Below are 20183 nucleotides of genomic sequence, written 5' to 3' on the forward strand. Positions count from 1 at the left end.
ATTTGCAAAACGATACATATGGAGGAACCTTTATGTTTAACTTACCGAATAAAATCACGCTTTCAAGAATCGCATTAATTCCCATTTTCATGATCATCATGCTTGTCCCGTTTCCATGGGGATCCATCTCGTTTGGAAGCGAATCGATTCCGGTCGCCCATTTGGTCGGCGCCCTTTTGTTCATCTTCGCCTCTGTTACCGATTGGGTTGACGGCTATTACGCGAGAAAGCTGAACCTTGTGACGAATTTTGGGAAGTTTCTTGATCCGCTTGCGGACAAGCTCCTCGTTTCATCGGCATTGATTATTTTGGTTCAGTATCATCTCGCACCGGCATGGATGGCGATCATCATCATCAGCCGCGAATTTGCCGTGACGGGACTCCGCCTCGTGCTTGCGGGAACGGGAGAAGTCGTGGCGGCAAACATGCTTGGAAAAGTGAAAACGTGGGCGCAGATCATTGCCATTTCGGCTCTCTTGCTTCACAATCTTCCATTCGAGCTCGTATCATTCCCGTTCGGCTCCCTTGCGCTATGGGTCGCTGTCTTTTTCACCGTCGTATCAGGCTGGGATTATTTCGCCAAAAACTGGGATGCTTTAAAAACATCAGACTAAACATGGGGAAGTGGAGAACATGAAATTGGAAAGAAAAGCGGAAATCATCGCTGTCGGATCTGAGCTTCTGCTCGGACAAATCGCCAATACGAACGCGCAGTTTATCAGCAAACAGCTGGCTGAAATCGGCATTAATGTCTTTTATCACACAGCGGTCGGTGACAACCCCGAGCGTCTCAAGCAAGTCATTCAAACCGCACAGGAAAGATCTGATTTTATTATTTTCTCAGGCGGGCTTGGACCGACGAAAGACGATTTGACAAAAGAAACGATCGCAGAGGTTGTCGGGCGTCCCCTTGAGCTTGATGAGAAGGCCTTTCAATCGATTGAGGATTACTTTAAAAAAACGAACCGGACGATGTCGCCGAATAATCGCAAACAGGCGCTGATTTTGAAGGGATCGGACGTCCTGCCGAACCGGTTCGGCATGGCGCCGGGGATGCTTTTGGAGCATGAGTCCCGTTTTTACATGCTTCTTCCCGGTCCGCCGAAAGAGCTTGAACCGATGTTTGAACATGAAGCGAAGCCGCTGATTTTGGAAAAGCTCGGCTCAAAAGAAAAAATCGTTTCAAGGGTGCTGCGGTTCTTTGGAATCGGTGAATCCCAGCTTGAAACGGATTTGGAAGATCTCATCGATGCGCAGACAAATCCGACGATCGCCCCTTTGGCGGCAGACGGGGAAGTCACCCTCCGGCTGACGGCAAAGCATGCCGATCCGGATGAAACAAGCCGTCTGCTGAAAGAAACGGAAGACCGCATTTTAGAGCGCGTCGGCGAATTCTTTTACGGGTATGATGATACATCGCTCGTGGAAGAGCTTGCGAAGGCCTGCACCCGAAAAGGGGTGACTCTGGCGGCTGCGGAAAGCTTTACTGGAGGGCTCTTTTCCAGCTGGCTGACGGAAATAAGCGGTGCCAGTGAATATTTCAAAGGCGGTGCTGTCTGCTATACGAACGAATTGAAGGTTTCAGCCGCCGGCGTCTCCGAAGATACGCTGAACCGCTTTGGCGCTGTCAGCGCGCAGTGCGCAAAAGAGCTTGCAAAAGGCATCAGAGCGAAAACCGGAAGCGATATCGGCATCAGCTTTACGGGAGTGGCCGGACCTAACACCCAGGAAGGCCACCCGGCCGGAAAAGTATATATCGGCATCTCTCAAAAAGGCAAAACAGAAGAGGCCTTTGAATTCATGTTCGCCGGTTCCCGGTCCGGCGTCCGGAAACGGTCCGCCAAATACGGCTGCCACCTTTTGCTGAAAATGCTGGAAAAATAACCGACAACAGTTTTTTCGGAAGATCTTCCTTTTAAAAAAGAACATTCCGCTTTTCGGAAAAGCATTTTTCATTTCTAAAAAAATCGAATATGCGTTCGCTTTTTTCTTGGCAAATCCACGGAAACAAGGTATAGTAGATATAGCGGAAGCGATAAAGGAGGAAAAAATAGAATGAGTGATCGTCAGGCAGCCTTAGACATGGCGCTTAAACAAATAGAAAAACAGTTTGGTAAAGGTTCGATTATGAAGCTCGGTGAACAAACCGAAACAAGAATTTCAACTGTTCCGAGCGGCTCTTTAGCGCTCGATGCGGCTCTTGGAGTGGGCGGATATCCGCGCGGACGGATTATTGAAGTATACGGCCCGGAAAGTTCCGGTAAAACGACGGTGGCGCTTCATGCGATTGCCGAAGTCCAGCAGCAGGGCGGACAGGCGGCGTTCATAGATGCGGAACACGCGCTTGACCCGGTTTACGCTCAAAAGCTCGGCGTCAACATTGACGAGCTCCTGCTGTCACAGCCTGACACAGGGGAGCAGGCGCTGGAAATCGCCGAAGCCCTTGTCAGAAGCGGAGCAGTGGACATCGTTGTCATTGACTCTGTCGCAGCTCTTGTCCCGAAAGCGGAAATCGAAGGAGATATGGGAGACTCCCATGTCGGCTTACAGGCGAGGCTGATGTCCCAAGCGCTTCGGAAGCTTTCCGGCGCGATCAATAAATCGAAGACCATCGCGATCTTCATTAACCAGATCCGTGAAAAAGTCGGTGTGATGTTCGGCAATCCGGAGACGACTCCGGGCGGAAGAGCGCTGAAATTCTATTCTTCCGTACGCCTTGAAGTTCGCCGCGCCGAACAGCTGAAACAGGGGAATGACGTCATGGGGAACAAGACGAAAATTAAAGTCGTCAAAAACAAAGTGGCGCCTCCATTCCGGACAGCTGAAGTGGACATTATGTACGGTGAAGGGATTTCAAAAGAAGGGGAAATCATTGACCTCGGCACAGAGCTTGATATCGTGCAGAAAAGTGGAGCATGGTACTCTTATGAGGATGAACGCCTTGGACAGGGCCGTGAAAACGCCAAGCAGTTCCTGAAAGAAAACAAGGACGTGCTTCTGACGATCCAAGAGCAGATCAGGGAGCACTACGGATTGGATACCGGCGCCTCGGCTCCTAAAGATGAAGAAGTTCAGGAAGAGCTCGAATTTTAATCATCAACCATATGTGAAAAGGCTGCTGGCCCCGTGTCAGGCAGCCTTTTGCTTTTGATCTCCCCGGCGAACCCCCCTTCATTTTTCCCGGGGGAATTTGAAAAAGGCGAATATCTTTCCAAACGTTAAGACCGTAAGCTTGACAAGTATTTCCCACACAATTACAATGAAATTGTATCACTTGTTTTTCTTAACATGATTGATAAACATTTAAACTTGACAAGGGCAGTGAAGCTTCTTCATTCCCTGTGAAGGTTCTGTATGTTGAGAAGAAAGTACAATGTACATGCCGACACTTACTTTTAGCAAGAAACAAGTTCATAGCAAGAGGAGGTGAAAGTATGAGTCCTTTAACCATTCTCATCTCCATTTTGCTGAGCCTATTCTGTTTAGTTGTTGGCTACTATGTTCGTAAAATCATTGCCGAAGCAAAAATTTCAGGTGCGCGTAATGCAGCCGAACAAATTCTTGGAGACGCAAAGCGGGATGCTGAAGCGTTGAAAAAAGAAGCCCTTCTTGAAGCAAAGGACGAGATTCACACGCTTCGGATAGAAGCTGAACAAGAAGTTCGTGAAAGACGAAATGAGCTTCAAAAACAAGAAAACCGTTTACTTCAAAAGGAAGAGAACCTTGACCGAAAAGACGAATCATTAGATAAACGGGAAGCGATGTTGGAGAAGAAAGATCATTCTCTGAATGAACGACAACAACATATTGAAGAGATGGAAAGCAAAGTGGATGAAATGATTCGTATGCAGCAGTCGGAATTGGAGCGTATTTCAAGTCTGACTCGTGATGAAGCGAAGCAAATCATTCTGGAGCGAGTTGAAAATGAGCTTTCCCATGACATCGCGATCATGACGAAAGAATCGGAAAATCGTGCGAAAGAAGAGGCGGATAAAAAAGCGAAAAATATTCTTTCATTGGCTTTACAGCGCTGTGCCGCTGATCATGTGGCCGAGACAACGGTATCAGTTGTCAACCTTCCAAATGATGAGATGAAAGGCCGTATTATCGGACGTGAGGGACGAAATATCCGTACATTGGAAACATTGACGGGAATCGATCTTATCATTGACGATACGCCGGAAGCCGTTATCCTTTCAGGATTTGATCCGATCAGGCGTGAGACAGCCAGGATCGCTCTTGATAAACTCGTTCAGGATGGCCGCATTCATCCTGCCAGAATCGAAGAAATGGTTGAGAAATCCCGCCGTGAAGTGGATGATTATATTCGCGAAATGGGTGAACAGACGACATTTGAAGTGGGAGTCCACGGTCTTCATCCCGATCTTATCAAAATTCTCGGCCGTCTGAAGTTCAGAACAAGCTATGGACAGAACGTGCTGAAGCATTCAATGGAAGTAGCGTTTCTGACCGGTCTTATGGCTGCAGAACTCGGTGAAGACGTCACACTTGCCAAAAGAGCAGGACTTCTTCACGATATCGGGAAAGCGATTGACCATGAGGTGGAAGGAAGCCATGTCGAAATCGGCGTAGAGCTTGCCACCAAGTATAAGGAGCATCCAGTCGTCATCAACAGCATCGCATCACACCACGGTGATCAGGAACCGACTTCCATCATCGCAGTGCTCGTGGCCGCAGCTGATGCATTGTCAGCCGCAAGACCTGGTGCAAGAAGCGAAACCCTCGAAAATTATATTCGCAGGCTTGAAAAGCTGGAAGAGATTTCTGAGTCGTACGAAGGTGTCGAAAAATCATTTGCGATACAGGCCGGACGGGAAGTTCGGATCATGGTCAAACCAGACTCGATCAACGATCTTGAAGCCCATCGTTTGGCGCGGGATATTCGAAAACGAATTGAGGACGAGCTTGACTACCCTGGACATATTAAAGTAACTGTGATTAGGGAAACGAGAGCCGTTGAGTACGCAAAATAAAGTGGTGCATAAGCGCCACTTTATTTCAGATTTTTGACGAAATCCTAAAACGGTTTAATGTTTTAGGATTTTGTCATCCTTTCAGCGTGATTGAAAACCTTTGCAGTCTAGGAAGGCCGAGCATTGGAGCGGAGCGAATGTTGGATTCGTGAGCACTGAAGCGCAGGCCTGACAACGAATGCGAGGGTTTGTCAACACGCTGAATAAAGTGGTGCATAAGCGCCACTTTATTTTTTTGTAACCTTGTGTAACACTATTAGAAAAACCTATTTAAAAAAAGAAAGGGTCAAATGATGAGAATTTTATTTATTGGAGATGTCGTCGGTTCGCCGGGCAGAGAGATGATCAAAAATTATTTGCCGAAACTGAAGCTGAAATATAAACCCCACGCCGTTATCGTTAATGGAGAAAACGCCGCACACGGGAAAGGCATTACCGAAAAAATATACCATCAGCTCATTCAAGCGGGAGCCGATGTCCTCACCATGGGAAACCACACATGGGATAAAAGGGAAATATTTGATTTTATTGATGAAGCACCGCAGATCATCAGACCGGCCAACTTTCCCGAAGGCACCCCGGGGAAAGGGATCACATACATCAAAACAAACGGCAACAAAGAGCTTGCTGTGATCAATCTGCAGGGCCGGACATTTCTTCCGCCGATTGACTGTCCGTTCCGCAAAGCGGACGAACTGATTGATGAAGCTTCAAAAAGAACGCCGTTTATCTTTATCGATTTTCACGCTGAAGCAACAAGTGAAAAACAAGCGATCGGCTGGTATACGGACGGCCGGGTGTCAGCCGTTGTCGGAACCCATACACATGTGCAGACGGCGGACAACCGCGTGCTCCCCAAAGGCACGGCCTACATCACCGATGTCGGGATGACCGGTCCGTATGACGGGATTCTCGGCGTTGACCGGGAGACGATTATCAAACGCTTTAAAACAAGCCTGCCCGTCAGGTTTGAGATTGCCGAAGGCCGCACAACCTTAAGCGGAGTTGTCATAGACATCGATGATCAAAGCAAAAAAGCCGTTAAAATTGAACGGATCTTAATCAATGACGACCACATGTTTTTTGAATAAAATCATTTTAGAAAAATATTAAAAGGAAAGCAGGAATATCCCGGTCTTTTAGTGAATATAGTAAAAATGGAAGGTACCCTGCTATTTTTGAAAAGCAATTAAAAGGGGATGGCTTTGAAAATAGCAACATCTAATAATGATTGTTCTAATGAACACTCACTTATCCATTGAAACTTAAGGGGGAGCAGGAATGGAAATATTAAAAGTTTCAGCAAAATCAAATCCAAACTCGGTCGCAGGTGCGCTCGCGGGAGTCTTGAGAGAACGAGGAGCTGCGGAAATTCAAGCAATCGGAGCCGGTGCATTGAACCAGGCTGTGAAAGCGGTGGCGATTGCCAGGGGATTTGTAGCGCCAAGCGGAGTGGATCTGATTTGCATTCCGGCGTTTACGGACATTCAAATTGACGGTGAAGAGCGAACAGCGATTAAATTAATTGTTGAACCTCGCTGATAGAAAGATAAGTCGAATCAATGCTTCAACCTGCTTGCTTAAGGCAAGCGGGTTGTTTTTGGTTTGGCCAAAATGTAGAGCTGGGAGCGGATGAAATATGAATATTTTTGATGCCCATTCCGATCTGCTATTCAAGCTCTGGAAAAATCCGAAGCTTAATGAATACAACGATCCAACACTGCAAACACCGGTCAAAGCGCTTTTAAACGGGAAGACGAAAGTGCAATGCCTGGCGATTTTTCTGCCGGCTTCTGTTCCGGCCGCGATGCGCCTGGAAATGGCGCTTGTTCAAATACAGCTGTTTTACGAAAAAATCGCCAAATATGAACGGATCAAACTAATCAGAAGCAAAGCAGACATCCACTCGCTGAAAGCGGATGAAACAGGCGTTATCTTAACGATGGAAGGCTGTGAGCCGATATCCAAAAATTTAAGGCTGTTTGATGTTTTTTTCCGGCTCGGCGTCCGAAGCTTCGGTCTGACATGGAACTGGGCGAACGCCTTCGCTGACGGAGCTTTGGAAAAAAGAAATGCGGGACTTTCATCCTGGGGAAACAAATTGATCCGCATCGCCAACAAAAACCGGGCCTGGACAGACGTTTCCCATTTGTCGGAAAGCAGCTTTTGGGATGCGCTGGCGGCCGCAAAATATCCGATCGCCTCCCATTCCAATGCCTACAGCCTTTGTCCGCATCCAAGGAATTTAAAGGATGATCAAATCAAAGCACTCATTGATCAAAACGGTGTCATCGGTCTGACATTTGTCCCTGAATTTGTGAAACGCGAGGGGACGCCGCGGCTGAAAGACATCCTTACACACATTGACCATATTTGTTCTCTCGGCGGTGAACGGCATATCGGCTTTGGTTCGGATTTTGACGGCATCGACAGAGTGATTCCGGATTTGGAATGCCACAAGGATTATGACAATCTAATTGAAGCATTGGAACGCTCGTTTTCATCCAGTCAAGTGCGCCGTTTTCTCTTTGAAAACTTCGTCAGCCGCATCCCGTTTTAAAAAAATTTCCGCTTTTTTTCAGAGTGTGTTCATATGTCCACATCATACGGACAGTGGTGTTTACCAAGATGGAAAATCGTGCTACAATCCTTGTGTAAAGCGATTTTTCGCGAAAGGGGGCTGTTCGTCTTGAACGGAAAAATGAAAGCGCTTATCAAGAATCCCGGGGAACCCGGCGCTGTCCTTGAGCTCGTTCCGATTCCGCAAATCGATCAACATGAAGTGCTCATCAAAGTGAAAGCTGCATCGATTTGCGGAACCGATGTTCATATTTATAATTGGGATGAATGGGCGAAAAACAGAATAAAACCGCCCTATGTGTTTGGTCACGAATTTTCCGGAGAGGTCGTTCAGGTCGGGGAGAATGTCACATCAGTCAAGGAGGGGGAGTACGTCTCAGCGGAAACGCATATCGTCTGCGGGAAATGCATTCCTTGTCTGACCGGAAAAAAACACGTCTGCCGAAATACGCAAATCCTCGGCGTGGATACAGAAGGGTGTTTCGCCGAGTATGTGAAGGTGCCGGCGGAAAACATCTGGAAAAATCCGTCCGGTATGCCCGAGGACCTCGCTTCGATTCAAGAGCCGCTCGGCAACGCCCTGCATACCGTTCTCTCAGGGATAACAGCAGGGGATAAGACGGCGATTGTCGGCTGCGGTCCGATCGGATTAATGGCTGTGGCGGTGGCGAAAGCAGCCGGGGCCTCACAGGTGATCGCGATCGATAAAAACGAGTACAGGCTCGACTTGGCTGTGCAAATGGGCGCAACGGAAACCATCTCCATTGAAAAAGAAGACCCGCTCAAAAATGTAAGCGCTTTAACAAATCGGGAGGGCGTTGATTTAGTTTGTGAGATGTCGGGCCATCCGACAGCCATCCGCCAAAGCCTAAAGATGGCGGCAAACGGCGGGAAGGTTCATATCTTAAGCTTGCCGGAGCACCCCGTCTGCATTGATATGACAAATGACATCGTCTTTAAGGGCCTGACAGTCCAGGGAATCACCGGGCGTAAGATGTTTGAAACATGGAGGCAGACAAGCGAGCTGCTGAATGCCGGTGCAATCCGGATTAAACCTGTCATTACCCATCATTTTTCACTTGAAGACTATGAAACAGGTTTTGAGCTGATGAGGAAAGGGCAATGCGGCAAAGTTGTGCTGAAACCATAGAAAGGAGAGATTGATATGAAAGAGTTTCACTTTTTAGCTTCAGAGCTTGAAGCAATGAAGAAAAACGGCACATTTCAAGAGCTGCCGGTCATCGAATCGCTTCAAGGGTCAACTGTCAGAATGAAAGGAAGAGATATCATACAGCTTTCTTCCAATAATTATTTAGGATTGACATCACATCCGCGGATGCAAAAGGCGGCTGAAGACGCCGTGAAGCAATATGGCGCAGGAACCGGCTCAGTCCGGACCATCGCCGGAACGTTCACCATGCATGACGAGCTTGAGAAAAAGCTTGCAGCATTTAAGAACACGGAAGCGGCTCTCGTGTTTCAGTCCGGTTTCACAGCAAATCAGGGCATTCTTTCCAGTATTCTCACAAAAGACGACATCGTGATTTCAGATGAATTAAACCACGCTTCAATCATAGACGGCATCAGGCTCACCAAGGCCGGCAAAAAAGTCTATGAACATGCGAATATGGAAGACTTGGAAAAGATTTTGAAAAAATCGATGAATTACAGAACACGGCTGATCGTCACAGACGGCGTCTTTTCGATGGACGGAGACATCGCTCCGCTTCCTGAGATTGTAAAGCTTGCCGAACAGTATGATGCCTTTGTCATGGTCGATGATGCGCATGCTTCCGGTGTTCTCGGTGAAAACGGACGCGGCACGGTACATCATTTCGGCCTCGACGGAAAAGTCCATATTCAAGTCGGCACCCTCAGCAAAGCGATCGGTGTGTTAGGAGGATATGCCGCCGGCTCAAAAGTGCTGATCGACTATTTAAAACATAAAGGCCGTCCGTTTTTGTTCAGCACGTCTCATCCGCCGGCTGTTACCGCAGCTTGTATTGAAGCGGTCAATGTGCTGATGGAAGAGCCTTCATTGATCAAAAAGCTGTGGGATAATACGGCGTATTTCAAACAAGGCCTCGAAAATATCGGTCTCCCGCTGATCAAGAGTGAGACGCCGATCACACCGATTTTAATCGGGGATGAAGCCGAAACGTGCCGGTTTTCCAACACGCTGTTTGAGCTGGGTGTTTTTGCGCAGGCGATCGTTTTTCCGACCGTTCCAAAGGGCAAAGCGCGAATCAGAACGATCATGACCGCGCAGCACACGAAAGAAGAGCTTGACAAAGCGCTTGACATCATCGAAACCGGCGCCCGAAAATCGGGGCTGATTTAATATTCTTCCTTAAAACAAAGTAAATTTCCATTGATAATCATTTTCATTTAGTGTACAATAATGGGTTCTCGGTTGTGCTGACAGCCGAGAACCTTTATACTGAAGTGTGGAGCTTTGTTTGAAAGGAGAATAAAACATGAATGAGAAACAGCGAACAGAAAGCGGACAGGTTAATCCATCGGACAAAAAATCCGAGAAGGATTACAGCAAGTATTTTGAAGCTGTTTATGTTCCGCCTTCATTAAAAGATGCAAAAAAACGCGGTAAAGAATCCGTGAAATACCATAACGATTTTAAAATTTCAGAGCAGTACAGAGGCATGGGAGAAGGACGGAAGTTTTACATCCGCACATACGGCTGCCAGATGAATGAACATGATACCGAAGTCATGGCGGGGATTTTCATGGCGCTCGGCTATGAACCGACCGACTCGACGGAAGACGCCAACGTCATCCTGCTCAACACATGCGCGATCCGGGAAAACGCGGAAAACAAAGTGTTCGGCGAAATCGGCCACTTAAAGGCGTTAAAAAAGGATAATCCCGACCTGATTCTCGGCGTCTGCGGCTGTATGTCACAGGAAGAATCAGTCGTCAACCGGATTTTGAAGAAACATCCGTTTGTCGATTTGATTTTTGGGACACACAATATCCACCGCCTTCCGGAGCTCTTGTCAGAAGCCTATCTGTCAAAAGAAATGGTCATTGAAGTGTGGTCTAAAGAAGGAGATGTTATTGAAAACCTTCCGAAAGTCCGCCACGGCAAAATTAAAGCGTGGGTCAACATCATGTACGGCTGCGACAAGTTCTGCACATACTGCATCGTCCCTTACACAAGGGGAAAAGAGCGAAGCAGGCGTCCGGAGGATATCATTCAGGAAGTGAGAAGGCTTGCGGCTGAAGGCTACAAAGAAATCACGCTCCTCGGACAGAACGTCAATGCCTATGGCAAAGATTTTGAGGACATGGAATACGGGCTCGGCCATTTGATGGATGAACTTCACAAAATCGATATCCCGAGAATCCGCTTCACTACAAGCCATCCTCGCGACTTTGACGATCACTTGATCGAAGTGCTTGCAAAAGGCGGTAACCTTTTGGACCATATCCATCTGCCTGTTCAGTCCGGAAGCTCTCAAGTATTGAAGCTGATGGCGAGAAAATACGATCGGGAACGCTATCTTGAGCTTGTCGCTAAAATTAAAAAAGCGATGCCAAACGCTTCTCTTACAACGGATATTATCGTCGGCTTCCCGAATGAAACGGACGAACAGTTTGAAGAAACGCTCTCTTTATACAGAGAAGTCGAGTTTGACAGCGCCTATACCTTCATTTATTCACCTCGTGAAGGAACACCTGCGGCGAAAATGAAAGACAACGTCCCGATGAGGGTGAAAAAAGAACGTCTTCAGCGCCTGAATGATGTTGTCAACGAAATTTCCGCCAAGAAAATGAAGGAATACGAGGGTCAGGTTGTCGAAGTATTAGTAGAGGGTGAAAGTAAAAACAACCCTGAAATTCTTGCCGGCTATACACGGAAAAACAAGCTTGTCAACTTCAAAGGGCCAAAGGAAGCGATCGGCCAGCTTGTCAACGTGAAAATCCATCAGGCGAAAACATGGTCGCTTGACGGAGAAATGGTAGGAGAAGCAATCGAGGTGAAATAGGATGACGCTGTACACGAAAAAAGATATTGTCGCCAAAGCGCGCGAGCTTGCAAAAATGATTGCCGAAACCGAAGAAGTCGAATTCTTCAAAAAGGCGGAAGCGCAGATTAATGAAAATGCCAAGATTTCGGGGCTCATCAATCAAATCAAAGCCCTGCAAAAGCAGGCCGTCAACTTTAAGCACTACGAAAAACACGAAGCGCTGAAGCAAACGGAAGCAAAGATCGACGCGCTCCAGGAAGAGCTCGACGGAATTCCGATCATCCAAGAGTTCAGGGACTCTCAAATGGAAGTCAACGATCTTCTTCAGCTCGTCGCCCATACAATATCAAACCAAGTGACAAATGAGATCATATCATCAACCGGAGGAAACCTGCTGACAGGGGAAACCGGTTCAAAAGTGAAAAATTCATCACCGAGCTGTTCACTATAATCAGGCGGCGCCTTTCCGAGGCGCCGTTTTTTTTGTTTTTGGCAATCAAATCAACATCACTTCAGGATCACAGCTGTAAAGCCTGCTTTAAAGGAAGTTCTGGGCCTCTAAATTCCCGCCGCGGCGGCTTATTTAAAAGATTCAGCTTTCGGTCTGTCTTTTTCTTTTATGATTTAAGTCAAGTTTATCTATTCAACTGCATACACTTAAACAGATTCATTAAATGGGAATTTTATTTTGATTTCTCCATGAACGCACATTAGACGAATGCCCAGCATAAGATAATACGAGGAAAAACAAGGAGGCATGACCGAATGTCTGAATACAGGGAAATTATTACAAAAGCGGTGGTCGCGAAAGGCCGGAAATTCACGCAGTGCACCCACACCATCTCCCCTTCGCAAAAGCCAACCAGTATTTTAGGCGGTTGGATTATCAATCATAAGTATGACGCCGAAAAAATCGGCAAAACGGTTGAAATTGAAGGGACATATGACATCAATGTATGGTATTCCTATGCCGACAACACAAAAACCGAAGTTGTGACTGAACGCGTTTCCTATGTTGATGTCATCAAGCTCCGCTACCGCGACAAAAACTATTTGGATGATGAGCACGAAGTCATCGCGAAAGTGCTTCAGCAGCCGAACTGCCTCGAAGTCACCATTTCGCCAAACGGAAACAAAGTGGTGGTTCAGGCGGAAAGGGAATTTTTATCAGAGGTAGTCGGCGAGACGAAAGTCGTCGTCGAGGTCAATTCCGATTGGACGGAAAGCGATGATGAAGCGTGGGAAGAAGAGCTTGACGAAGAGCTGGAAGATATTAATCCGGAATTTTTGGTCGGAGATCCTGAAGAATAAAAAGGAAGCTAGGGAAGCATCGCCCTAGTTTCTTTTTTTTCACCGGTAATCTTTGTGGTATAATGAGTAGTGGATCATAGAAACGTTAATACATAGTGAGGGATTATAATATGGCAGGCTACACGCCAATGTTACAGCAATATTTAAAGATTAAGGCAGAATACCAGGATGCCTTTTTATTTTTTCGTTTAGGAGACTTTTATGAGATGTTTTTCGAAGATGCCAAAAAAGCATCTCAGGAACTGGAAATCACGTTAACGAGCAGAGACGGGGGCTCGAGCGAACGCATCCCGATGTGCGGTGTTCCCTACCATTCGTGTTCTTCCTATATCGAGCAGCTGATCAAAAAAGGCTATAAAGTGGCGATCTGTGAACAAGTGGAAGATCCCAAATCAGCTAAAGGTGTCGTCAAAAGGGAAGTCGTTCAGCTGATCACGCCCGGCACTGTCATGGACGGAAAGGGCATTCATGAAAATGAAAACAACTTTATCGCCTCTGTCAGCGACTTTCAGCATACATATGGCCTCGCTTTTTCAGACTTGACGACAGGAGAAAACTTAGTGACGGCGATCGAGCGGTTTGATGATGTCGTTTCAGAAATCTACTCCGTCGGCGCGCGTGAAATCGTCGTCAGCCGCAATCTCAGCGAGAAGGAAATCACGATTTTAAAAGAGCGCTGCGGCGCCACGATTTCCTTCGAAGACGAACTGGCTGGAGAGATGCCGGACATTGTGAAAGATCTGCCGTCCCAGGAGCTTGCCGGCACGTTTTTAAGGCTCTACACCTATTTACAACGAACCCAGAAAAGAAGCCTTGACCATCTCCAGCCTGTACAGTCTTATGAATTGGAAGAAGCGATGAAAATCGATCTGTACTCCAAGCGCAACCTTGAACTGACAGAAACGATCCGTTCAAAACATAAAAAAGGATCGCTTCTCTGGCTCTTGGATGAAACGAAAACGGCCATGGGCGGACGCCTCTTAAAACAATGGATTGACAGACCGCTGATCAGGAAGGGGCAGATCATAGAGCGACAGGAAATCGTGGAAACGCTCATGAACCATTTATTTGAACGGGAGGATTTGCGCGAGCGCCTCAAGGAAGTGTACGACCTGGAGCGGCTTGCCGGCCGCGTCGCCTACGGAAATGTCAACGCAAGGGACTTGATCCAGCTGAAGGAATCGCTGAAACAAGTGCCGGCGATTAAAGAGCTTGTCGCTTCCCTTCAGCATCCAAAAGCAAAAGAGCGTGCTGAACGAATCGACCCGTGCGGCGATTTGCTCGAGCTTCTGGAAGATGCACTCTATGAAAATCCCCCTCTTTCGTTAAAGGAAGGGAATTTAATCAAAGACGGGTACAACGCGAAACTGGATGAATACAGGGATGCGAGCAAGAACGGCAAAGACTGGATTGCAAGGCTTGAGCAGCAGGAGCGGGAATACACGGGCATCCGCTCTTTAAAAGTCGGCTTCAACAAAGTGTTCGGCTATTATATTGAAGTGACGAAAGCAAACATCCATCTGCTTGAAGAAGGCCGCTATGAACGTAAGCAGACATTAACCAATGCGGAACGCTATATCACGCCGGAGCTGAAAGAAAAAGAAGCGTTGATTCTAGAAGCGGAAAACAATATATCAGAGCTTGAATACGAGCTGTTTTCCGAGCTCCGCGATCAGGTAAAAGCTTATATTCCCCGCCTTCAGCAGCTGGCGAAAATGATGAGTGAGCTTGATGTGTTGCAATGCTTTGCGACAATCAGCGAAAACCGCCATTACATTAAGCCTGAGTTTTCAAAAGACACCGTTGAGGTTGAAGACGGACGCCATCCGGTCGTCGAAAAAGTGATGGACAGCCAGTCTTATGTACCGAACAGCTGTGAAATGGGCAGCGGCAGACAAATGCTGTTGATTACAGGGCCGAATATGTCTGGTAAAAGCACCTATATGAGACAGATGGCGCTGATTTCGATTCTGGCGCAAATCGGCTGCTTCGTTCCGGCCAAAAAAGCGGTACTGCCGATCTTTGATCAAATTTTCACGAGAATCGGCGCCGCGGATGATTTGATCTCCGGCCAAAGCACCTTCATGGTGGAAATGCTTGAAGCGAAAAACGCGATCGTCCACGCTACGAAAAACAGCCTGATTCTCTTTGATGAGATCGGCCGCGGCACATCCACATATGACGGAATGGCGCTTGCTCAGGCGATCATCGAATACGTTCATGACCATATCGGCGCAAAAACGCTGTTTTCCACCCACTATCATGAGCTGACAGCGCTTGAGGACAAGCTCAGCGACTTGAAAAACGTCCATGTCCGCGCTGAAGAATACGAGGGGAAAGTCGTGTTCCTTCATCAGATAAAAGAAGGGGCGGCAGACAAAAGCTACGGGATTCATGTCGCCCAGCTTGCCGAGCTTCCGGATGATTTAATCAGCCGGGCCAAAACGATTTTACAAGAGCTTGAAGCAGGCTCCACAGAACCGGCTGTTTCAACCGTTCCCGAGGCTGTGAAAGAGCCGGCCGCTCAGATTCAGACGACACCGGCCGAAGAGCCCGCCCAGCTGTCTTTCTTTGAAACGGAAAAGCCAAAGGACAAACAGGCGAAGCTCTCCAAGAAGGAACAGGGCGTGTTAGAGGAATTGAAAGCCATCAACCTGTTGGATATGACGCCTTTGGAAGTCATGAACGAACTGTACCTGCTGCAAAAAAAATTAAAATAAGAGAGGTGACCAAACTTGGCAAAAATCGTCCAGCTCCCCGATGATTTATCAAACAAGATCGCGGCGGGCGAAGTAGTGGAAAGACCGGCGTCGGTCGTAAAAGAGCTTGTCGAAAATGCGATCGATGCAAACAGCTCAGTCATTGAAGTCGATGTTGAAGAGGCCGGACTTTCTTCCATTAAAGTGCTTGACGATGGCGAAGGGATGGATGCCGAAGACTGTAAAACGGCTTTTCTGCGCCATGCGACAAGCAAAATCAAAGACGAAAACGACCTGTTCCGCGTCAGGACGCTCGGCTTTCGCGGAGAAGCTTTGCCAAGTATCGCGTCCGTCTCACATTTAACGATCAAAACGAGCACGGGCGAGGAAGCGGGAACCCAGCTGACGCTTCAAGGAGGAAGAATCATTTCCGAGCAGAAATCGTCGAGCCGGAGAGGAACGGAAATTACGGTTTCAAATTTGTTTTTCAATACGCCGGCAAGGCTGAAATATATGAAGACGATTCATACCGAGCTCGGCAATATTACCGATGTTGTCAACAGAATCGCCCTCGCGCATCCGGAAGTCTCGATCAGGCTGCGCCATCAAGGGAAAACCTTGTTGCAAACAAACGGAAATGGGGATGTCCGCCATGTGCTGGCGGCGATTTACGGAACGGCGGTTGCGAGAAAAATGCTTCCGCTTCACGCCAGTTCCCTTGACTTTGAAGTGAAGGGCTATATCGCCCTCCCGGAAGTGACCAGGGCATCGCGAAATTACATGTCATCTGTCGTCAACGGCAGATACATTAAAAATTTCCCCCTTGTCAAAGCCATTCATGAGGGCTACCATACGCTGCTTCCGATCGGCCGGCATCCGATCACATTTCTGGAAATCAACATGGATCCGCTGCTCGTCGATGTGAATGTGCATCCGTCCAAACTTGAGGTGAGACTGAGCAAAGAGACCGAGCTCCACGAGCTGATCCGCGATGCGATCAAAGACGTCTTCAAACAGCAGCAGCTCATCCCAAGCGCGGAAATTCCGAAAAAAACAGCGCCACCGCCCGTAAAGCCGGAGCAGCAAATCTTGAATTTCGACAGTCCGCCTGAGCCGAAGGCCGTGCCTGAAACAGCACCGGCAGCCTCGCCATCTTTTTCAGCGATGAAATTAAGTTCGCTCGTAAAGGAAGCGCCTCTGCCGCCTGAGGAAGAGGACAGCTTCCCGCAGCAGGAAACGCCTCCCGAACCGCCGGTTGTGGAAGACTTGCCGGATGAGTCATTTGAAGCGCCTCCGGAACACATACCAGAGCGGAAAGAAGAGACGCCGGCGCCAAAAGAAAGGGTGCCGATCATGTATCCGATCGGCCAGATGCACGGCACCTACATTCTCGCCCAAAATGAGAACGGGCTGTATATCATTGATCAGCACGCCGCACAGGAGCGGATTAAATATGAGTACTTCCGCGAAAAAGTCGGTGAAATCGAACCGGAAGTGCAGGACATGCTTGTTCCGCTGACCTTCCATTATTCAAGAAATGAAGCGATGATCATTGACGATCACTTGGAAGACTTGGCCAAAGTCGGCGTTTTTCTCGAGTCGTTCGGTGCAGGCAGCTATATCGTCCGGAGCCATCCGACATGGTTTCCAAAAGGCGAGGAAGCGATGATCATCGAAGACATCATCCAGCAGGTCCTTGACGACCGAAACATCGACATCAAAAAACTGCGCGAAGAAGCCGCGATCATGATGAGCTGCAAGGGATCGATCAAAGCCAACCACCACCTGCGCGACGACGAAATCACCGCTTTGCTCGACGAACTGCGCCGGACCGAAGATCCATTCACATGCCCGCACGGCCGCCCGATTATCATTCATTATTCGACGTATGAGATGGAGAAGATGTTTAAGCGGGTGATGTAGGGAATAAGTTTCGAGTATTACGTTATTAAGTGTGAGGCACTGTGTGTCTCACCTTTTTTTATTTATGTCATGAATTATTGTTGAAATAACGTTTTACAAGAGTTTTTAATCAACGGGGAAGGCCGGGGTCTTGTTAGCAGGCTATCAATGGATGTACTGCGCCAGTTTATACGGATACCAATACTTATAAGCACTGCATCAGTTGTATGGAAAATTAAAGAGGCAGGCAGCTCGAAGTTTTATTAAATAGCCCCATATTTATAAATGGCCAACCACCGGTTTAAATAGTAGAGTGTAATAAAGTGTTTAAATTTTCCACATTTAGCGTGCCGTCGATAAGAAAAAAGTTAGGGAGCTGAACCTATTTCGTACGGGTGTTCTGTTATAAGGATTCTAAAAAGAAAAAGTTGGGGGAAGCTTTGATTCTAAAAAGGTTCGGATTACGGAAGGGATTTAAAAAGGGGCACTTCCCGCAGGGAAGATGCCCGCTACTTACTGCTGGAAATGAAGGATTATCAAAGCGAATTTTCAAGGGAGCTTTTACTCCCTCAATAAAGATCAACATAAACTGTAACGGCTCCAAGTACATTGAGTCCCTTATATATTGTGATTACTGCTTGTCCACGTGATATACCTCTGACATTTCCGTATTGATCAACATATGCAACACTTTGTTTATTTGTCCAATAACGAGTAGCTCCTGGTACAGCGATATTAATAGTTTCTCCCGATTTTATATATACAGTGCTTTTAAATTGGACATTGTTATTTTGTAATGAAGAAATAGGACTGTTTTTTACTTCAGTTGGTGAAGAGTTGATTTCTTTGGCTGAGGCAACGCCAGTTAATGACAATGTTAAAGCAGAGATCGATAATGCAGAAACAACACTTTTTTTCAATTTCATTTTAAACACTCCTTGTTTAGATTTAATACACTAATTAGATTCGGTTTTTGTAATAAAAAACCTTGTAAAAATATGTTAAATATTTATGAACGTTGTATTCTTGAAAATATTAGTTAGGCAGTGGGAGCCGAGAAGGGGAATGAGGGATGAAAAAAGCTTGTTCCCGGGGTACTTAATATTCTATGTGTCTCACCTTTTATTTATGTCATGGGTTATTGTTGGAAGAGAAGAACTTATATCAACGCGGAAGATCGGGATCATATGGTTTCGTTAGCAAGCTATCAATGCGCAAGTTTAAATGGATACCAACACTTACAATTCAAGGACTTAATCAGTTGTCTTGAAGGGATAAAGGTAGTTCGAAGCTTCATTACAAAACCTATACTTATAAATGGACGAAACACCGGATTAAATAGTGGAGAGTGCCGAGTTATTTTAAATCTTCCACCCCTATTAAAAATTTTTGTGTGCCTTCAGTAGGAAGGAAGTTAGGGATCGGAACCTATACCGTTCAGGTGTTCTGTTATAAGGTTTCTAAAAAGAAAACGTAGATCAGAAGCCTTAATTCTGTAAAGATTCGGATTACGGAAGGGATTTTAAAAAGGGGGGAGCTTCTTCGCTTCTGGATGAGAGGGAATAATATGAAGTCAATAAAATCAATTACTGTTTATTCAAATAAAAAGGGAGCTTTTGCTCCCTCAAAAATTTAATAAACTTTAACCGTAACGGCTCCAAGTACATTGAGTCCCTTATACATTGTGATTTTTGCTGTTCCACGTGATATTCCAGTGACATTTCCAGCTTGATCAACATCTGCAACATTTATATTGTCTGTCCAATAACGGGTAGCTCCTGGTACAGCGATATTAACAGTTTCTCCTACTCTTAATGGTATAGTTTTAGCTTGGACATTGATAATTTGTGATGGATTAATAGGACTTTTTTGTACTTCAGCTGGTGAAGAGTTGATTTCTTCGGCTGAGGCAACACTAGTTAATGACAATGCTAAAGCAGAAATCGACAATGCAGAAACAACACTTTTTTTCAATTTCATTTTAAAGCACTCCTTTAAGATTTTTGGTAGTACATTATAACAATTCAATATAAGTAATTATTTTCCTTGTAAATAAATGTTAATTGTTTGTGAACAAAAAGGAGGTTCTGAGAAGAGCTACAGAAAAAAACAATAAGTCCAAGACGGAGAGCCTGCGGACACTGATCTTTTGCACACGGATGTTGTGCAGCTGATTAGTGGCCGCTTTTTTATTGGCCAGAAGAGGAGACGCACCTTTCCCTTATCAAGTGTGTATCGAATGATGATGAAGGTCGTCAGCTTTTCAGGAGGAGCGGCTGGAGTTTGTGCAGGATTGCGCGCGATAGTCACGGGGGAACGCAAGCGGTGAGATCCCGTTTGCACATGAAGTCATTTTGACATGGCTCTTTAAATCTTTGCGTCCTCCTGGAGTTTTGCCGGGCCTTTTTTAAACGGGTGATGTAGACGGGGATAGGTAAGTTCATCATAAATGAATCTTCAAAGCGTGAAACATTCCCAGTTTCGCGCTTTTTTATGGAACAAGCCGAGTGTATATACGTTGCATAAACCTATAACCGTGAGAATTCAAAATCAATCATGCCAACGATTCCTCTCCTATTCCATTAATTTTAATTAGCCCAAACGCTAAATAAGCAAAAAAATAATCGCTCCAAAATCGTAAGGCGTGAGTTGTGGCAGAAGAATAAAGATCAGTGATTAAATGTGTCTTAAAATATCTCCAATATTCG

16 protein-coding genes are annotated in these 20183 nt (G+C 46.4%); 14 read left to right on the top strand and 2 right to left on the bottom strand.

Translation table 11 applies throughout. From position 1 onward, the window contains the following. Positions 1 to 32 precede the first annotated feature (32 nt). The 14 genes from pgsA to mutL all read left to right on the top strand — a co-directional run bounded on the left by pgsA (position 33) and on the right by mutL (position 17496). A complete protein-coding gene (pgsA, locus tag P3X63_RS09595) occupies positions 33 to 614 on the top strand; it encodes a CDP-diacylglycerol--glycerol-3-phosphate 3-phosphatidyltransferase (protein WP_026587034.1) in 582 nt (193 codons plus the stop codon). Between the two features lie 19 nt (positions 615 to 633). After that, positions 634 to 1884, top strand: coding sequence for a competence/damage-inducible protein A (locus P3X63_RS09600; protein WP_077736822.1), 1251 nt, complete (start codon positions 634 to 636; stop codon positions 1882 to 1884). A 171-nt stretch (positions 1885 to 2055) separates the two neighbouring features. Continuing rightward, the gene (recA, locus tag P3X63_RS09605; RefSeq protein WP_026587036.1) at positions 2056 to 3093 is read left to right on the top strand and encodes a recombinase RecA; all 1038 of its coding nucleotides are present in this window, start codon (positions 2056 to 2058) and stop codon (positions 3091 to 3093) included. Positions 3094 to 3434: 341 nt separating this feature from the next. Beyond that, entirely contained in the window at positions 3435 to 4994 is a 1560-nt protein-coding gene (rny, locus tag P3X63_RS09610; RefSeq protein ID WP_026587037.1) for a ribonuclease Y, read from the top strand. Between the two features lie 293 nt (positions 4995 to 5287). Next, positions 5288 to 6085: a TIGR00282 family metallophosphoesterase gene (locus P3X63_RS09615; RefSeq protein ID WP_026587038.1), complete on the top strand. Its 798-nt coding sequence runs from the start codon at positions 5288 to 5290 to the stop codon at positions 6083 to 6085. A gap of 190 nt (positions 6086 to 6275) precedes the next feature. Continuing rightward, positions 6276 to 6536: a stage V sporulation protein SpoVS gene (gene spoVS, locus P3X63_RS09620; protein ID WP_003181955.1), complete on the top strand. Its 261-nt coding sequence runs from the start codon at positions 6276 to 6278 to the stop codon at positions 6534 to 6536. Positions 6537 to 6633: 97 nt separating this feature from the next. After that, positions 6634 to 7554: a dipeptidase gene (locus P3X63_RS09625; RefSeq protein ID WP_026587039.1), complete on the top strand. Its 921-nt coding sequence runs from the start codon at positions 6634 to 6636 to the stop codon at positions 7552 to 7554. A 141-nt stretch (positions 7555 to 7695) separates the two neighbouring features. Further along, positions 7696 to 8724: an L-threonine 3-dehydrogenase gene (gene tdh / locus P3X63_RS09630; RefSeq protein ID WP_277692912.1), complete on the top strand. Its 1029-nt coding sequence runs from the start codon at positions 7696 to 7698 to the stop codon at positions 8722 to 8724. A gap of 15 nt (positions 8725 to 8739) precedes the next feature. Next, entirely contained in the window at positions 8740 to 9915 is a 1176-nt protein-coding gene (locus P3X63_RS09635) for a glycine C-acetyltransferase (RefSeq protein WP_026587041.1), read from the top strand. A gap of 136 nt (positions 9916 to 10051) precedes the next feature. After that, positions 10052 to 11581 (top strand): tRNA (N6-isopentenyl adenosine(37)-C2)-methylthiotransferase MiaB, encoded by a 1530-nt coding sequence (gene miaB, locus P3X63_RS09640; RefSeq protein WP_026587042.1) that lies wholly within the window; start codon positions 10052 to 10054, stop codon positions 11579 to 11581. A 1-nt stretch (position 11582) separates the two neighbouring features. Beyond that, entirely contained in the window at positions 11583 to 12014 is a 432-nt protein-coding gene (ricA, locus tag P3X63_RS09645; RefSeq protein WP_026587043.1) for a regulatory iron-sulfur-containing complex subunit RicA, read from the top strand. Positions 12015 to 12328: 314 nt separating this feature from the next. Next, positions 12329 to 12874, top strand: a complete 546-nt coding sequence (gene cotE, locus P3X63_RS09650; protein ID WP_026587044.1) for an outer spore coat protein CotE — start codon at positions 12329 to 12331, stop codon at positions 12872 to 12874. Positions 12875 to 12984: 110 nt separating this feature from the next. Continuing rightward, a complete protein-coding gene (mutS, locus tag P3X63_RS09655; RefSeq protein ID WP_277692772.1) occupies positions 12985 to 15594 on the top strand; it encodes a DNA mismatch repair protein MutS in 2610 nt (869 codons plus the stop codon). A 15-nt stretch (positions 15595 to 15609) separates the two neighbouring features. Further along, the gene (gene mutL, locus P3X63_RS09660) at positions 15610 to 17496 is read left to right on the top strand and encodes a DNA mismatch repair endonuclease MutL (RefSeq protein ID WP_277692773.1); all 1887 of its coding nucleotides are present in this window, start codon (positions 15610 to 15612) and stop codon (positions 17494 to 17496) included. A gap of 548 nt (positions 17497 to 18044) precedes the next feature. Here mutL and P3X63_RS09665 read toward each other — a convergent pair. Next, positions 18045 to 18401: an Ig-like domain-containing protein gene (locus P3X63_RS09665; RefSeq protein WP_026587047.1), complete on the bottom strand. Its 357-nt coding sequence runs from the start codon at positions 18399 to 18401 to the stop codon at positions 18045 to 18047. A gap of 706 nt (positions 18402 to 19107) precedes the next feature. Further along, entirely contained in the window at positions 19108 to 19455 is a 348-nt protein-coding gene (locus P3X63_RS09670) for a BLB8/JUQZ-1 family protein (protein WP_026587048.1), read from the bottom strand. Positions 19456 to 20183 lie beyond the last annotated feature (728 nt).

Source organism: Bacillus sp. HSf4, assembly GCF_029537375.1.
Classification (GTDB): domain Bacteria; phylum Bacillota; class Bacilli; order Bacillales; family Bacillaceae; genus Bacillus; species Bacillus sonorensis_A.

What these genes read in the sequence shown, in the direction of transcription:
- pgsA (WP_026587034.1), top strand. Translation starts at nt 33, where the DNA reads ATGTTTAACTTACCGAATAAAATCACGCTTTCAAGAATCGCATTAATT.
- P3X63_RS09600 (WP_077736822.1), top strand. Translation starts at nt 634, where the DNA reads ATGAAATTGGAAAGAAAAGCGGAAATCATCGCTGTCGGATCTGAGCTT.
- recA (WP_026587036.1), top strand. Translation starts at nt 2,056, where the DNA reads ATGAGTGATCGTCAGGCAGCCTTAGACATGGCGCTTAAACAAATAGAA.
- rny (WP_026587037.1), top strand. Translation starts at nt 3,435, where the DNA reads ATGAGTCCTTTAACCATTCTCATCTCCATTTTGCTGAGCCTATTCTGT.
- P3X63_RS09615 (WP_026587038.1), top strand. Translation starts at nt 5,288, where the DNA reads ATGAGAATTTTATTTATTGGAGATGTCGTCGGTTCGCCGGGCAGAGAG.
- spoVS (WP_003181955.1), top strand. Translation starts at nt 6,276, where the DNA reads ATGGAAATATTAAAAGTTTCAGCAAAATCAAATCCAAACTCGGTCGCA.
- P3X63_RS09625 (WP_026587039.1), top strand. Translation starts at nt 6,634, where the DNA reads ATGAATATTTTTGATGCCCATTCCGATCTGCTATTCAAGCTCTGGAAA.
- tdh (WP_277692912.1), top strand. Translation starts at nt 7,696, where the DNA reads ATGAAAGCGCTTATCAAGAATCCCGGGGAACCCGGCGCTGTCCTTGAG.
- P3X63_RS09635 (WP_026587041.1), top strand. Translation starts at nt 8,740, where the DNA reads ATGAAAGAGTTTCACTTTTTAGCTTCAGAGCTTGAAGCAATGAAGAAA.
- miaB (WP_026587042.1), top strand. Translation starts at nt 10,052, where the DNA reads ATGAATGAGAAACAGCGAACAGAAAGCGGACAGGTTAATCCATCGGAC.
- ricA (WP_026587043.1), top strand. Translation starts at nt 11,583, where the DNA reads ATGACGCTGTACACGAAAAAAGATATTGTCGCCAAAGCGCGCGAGCTT.
- cotE (WP_026587044.1), top strand. Translation starts at nt 12,329, where the DNA reads ATGTCTGAATACAGGGAAATTATTACAAAAGCGGTGGTCGCGAAAGGC.
- mutS (WP_277692772.1), top strand. Translation starts at nt 12,985, where the DNA reads ATGGCAGGCTACACGCCAATGTTACAGCAATATTTAAAGATTAAGGCA.
- P3X63_RS09665 (WP_026587047.1), bottom strand. Translation starts at nt 18,401, where the DNA reads ATGAAATTGAAAAAAAGTGTTGTTTCTGCATTATCGATCTCTGCTTTA.
- P3X63_RS09670 (WP_026587048.1), bottom strand. Translation starts at nt 19,455, where the DNA reads ATGAAATTGAAAAAAAGTGTTGTTTCTGCATTGTCGATTTCTGCTTTA.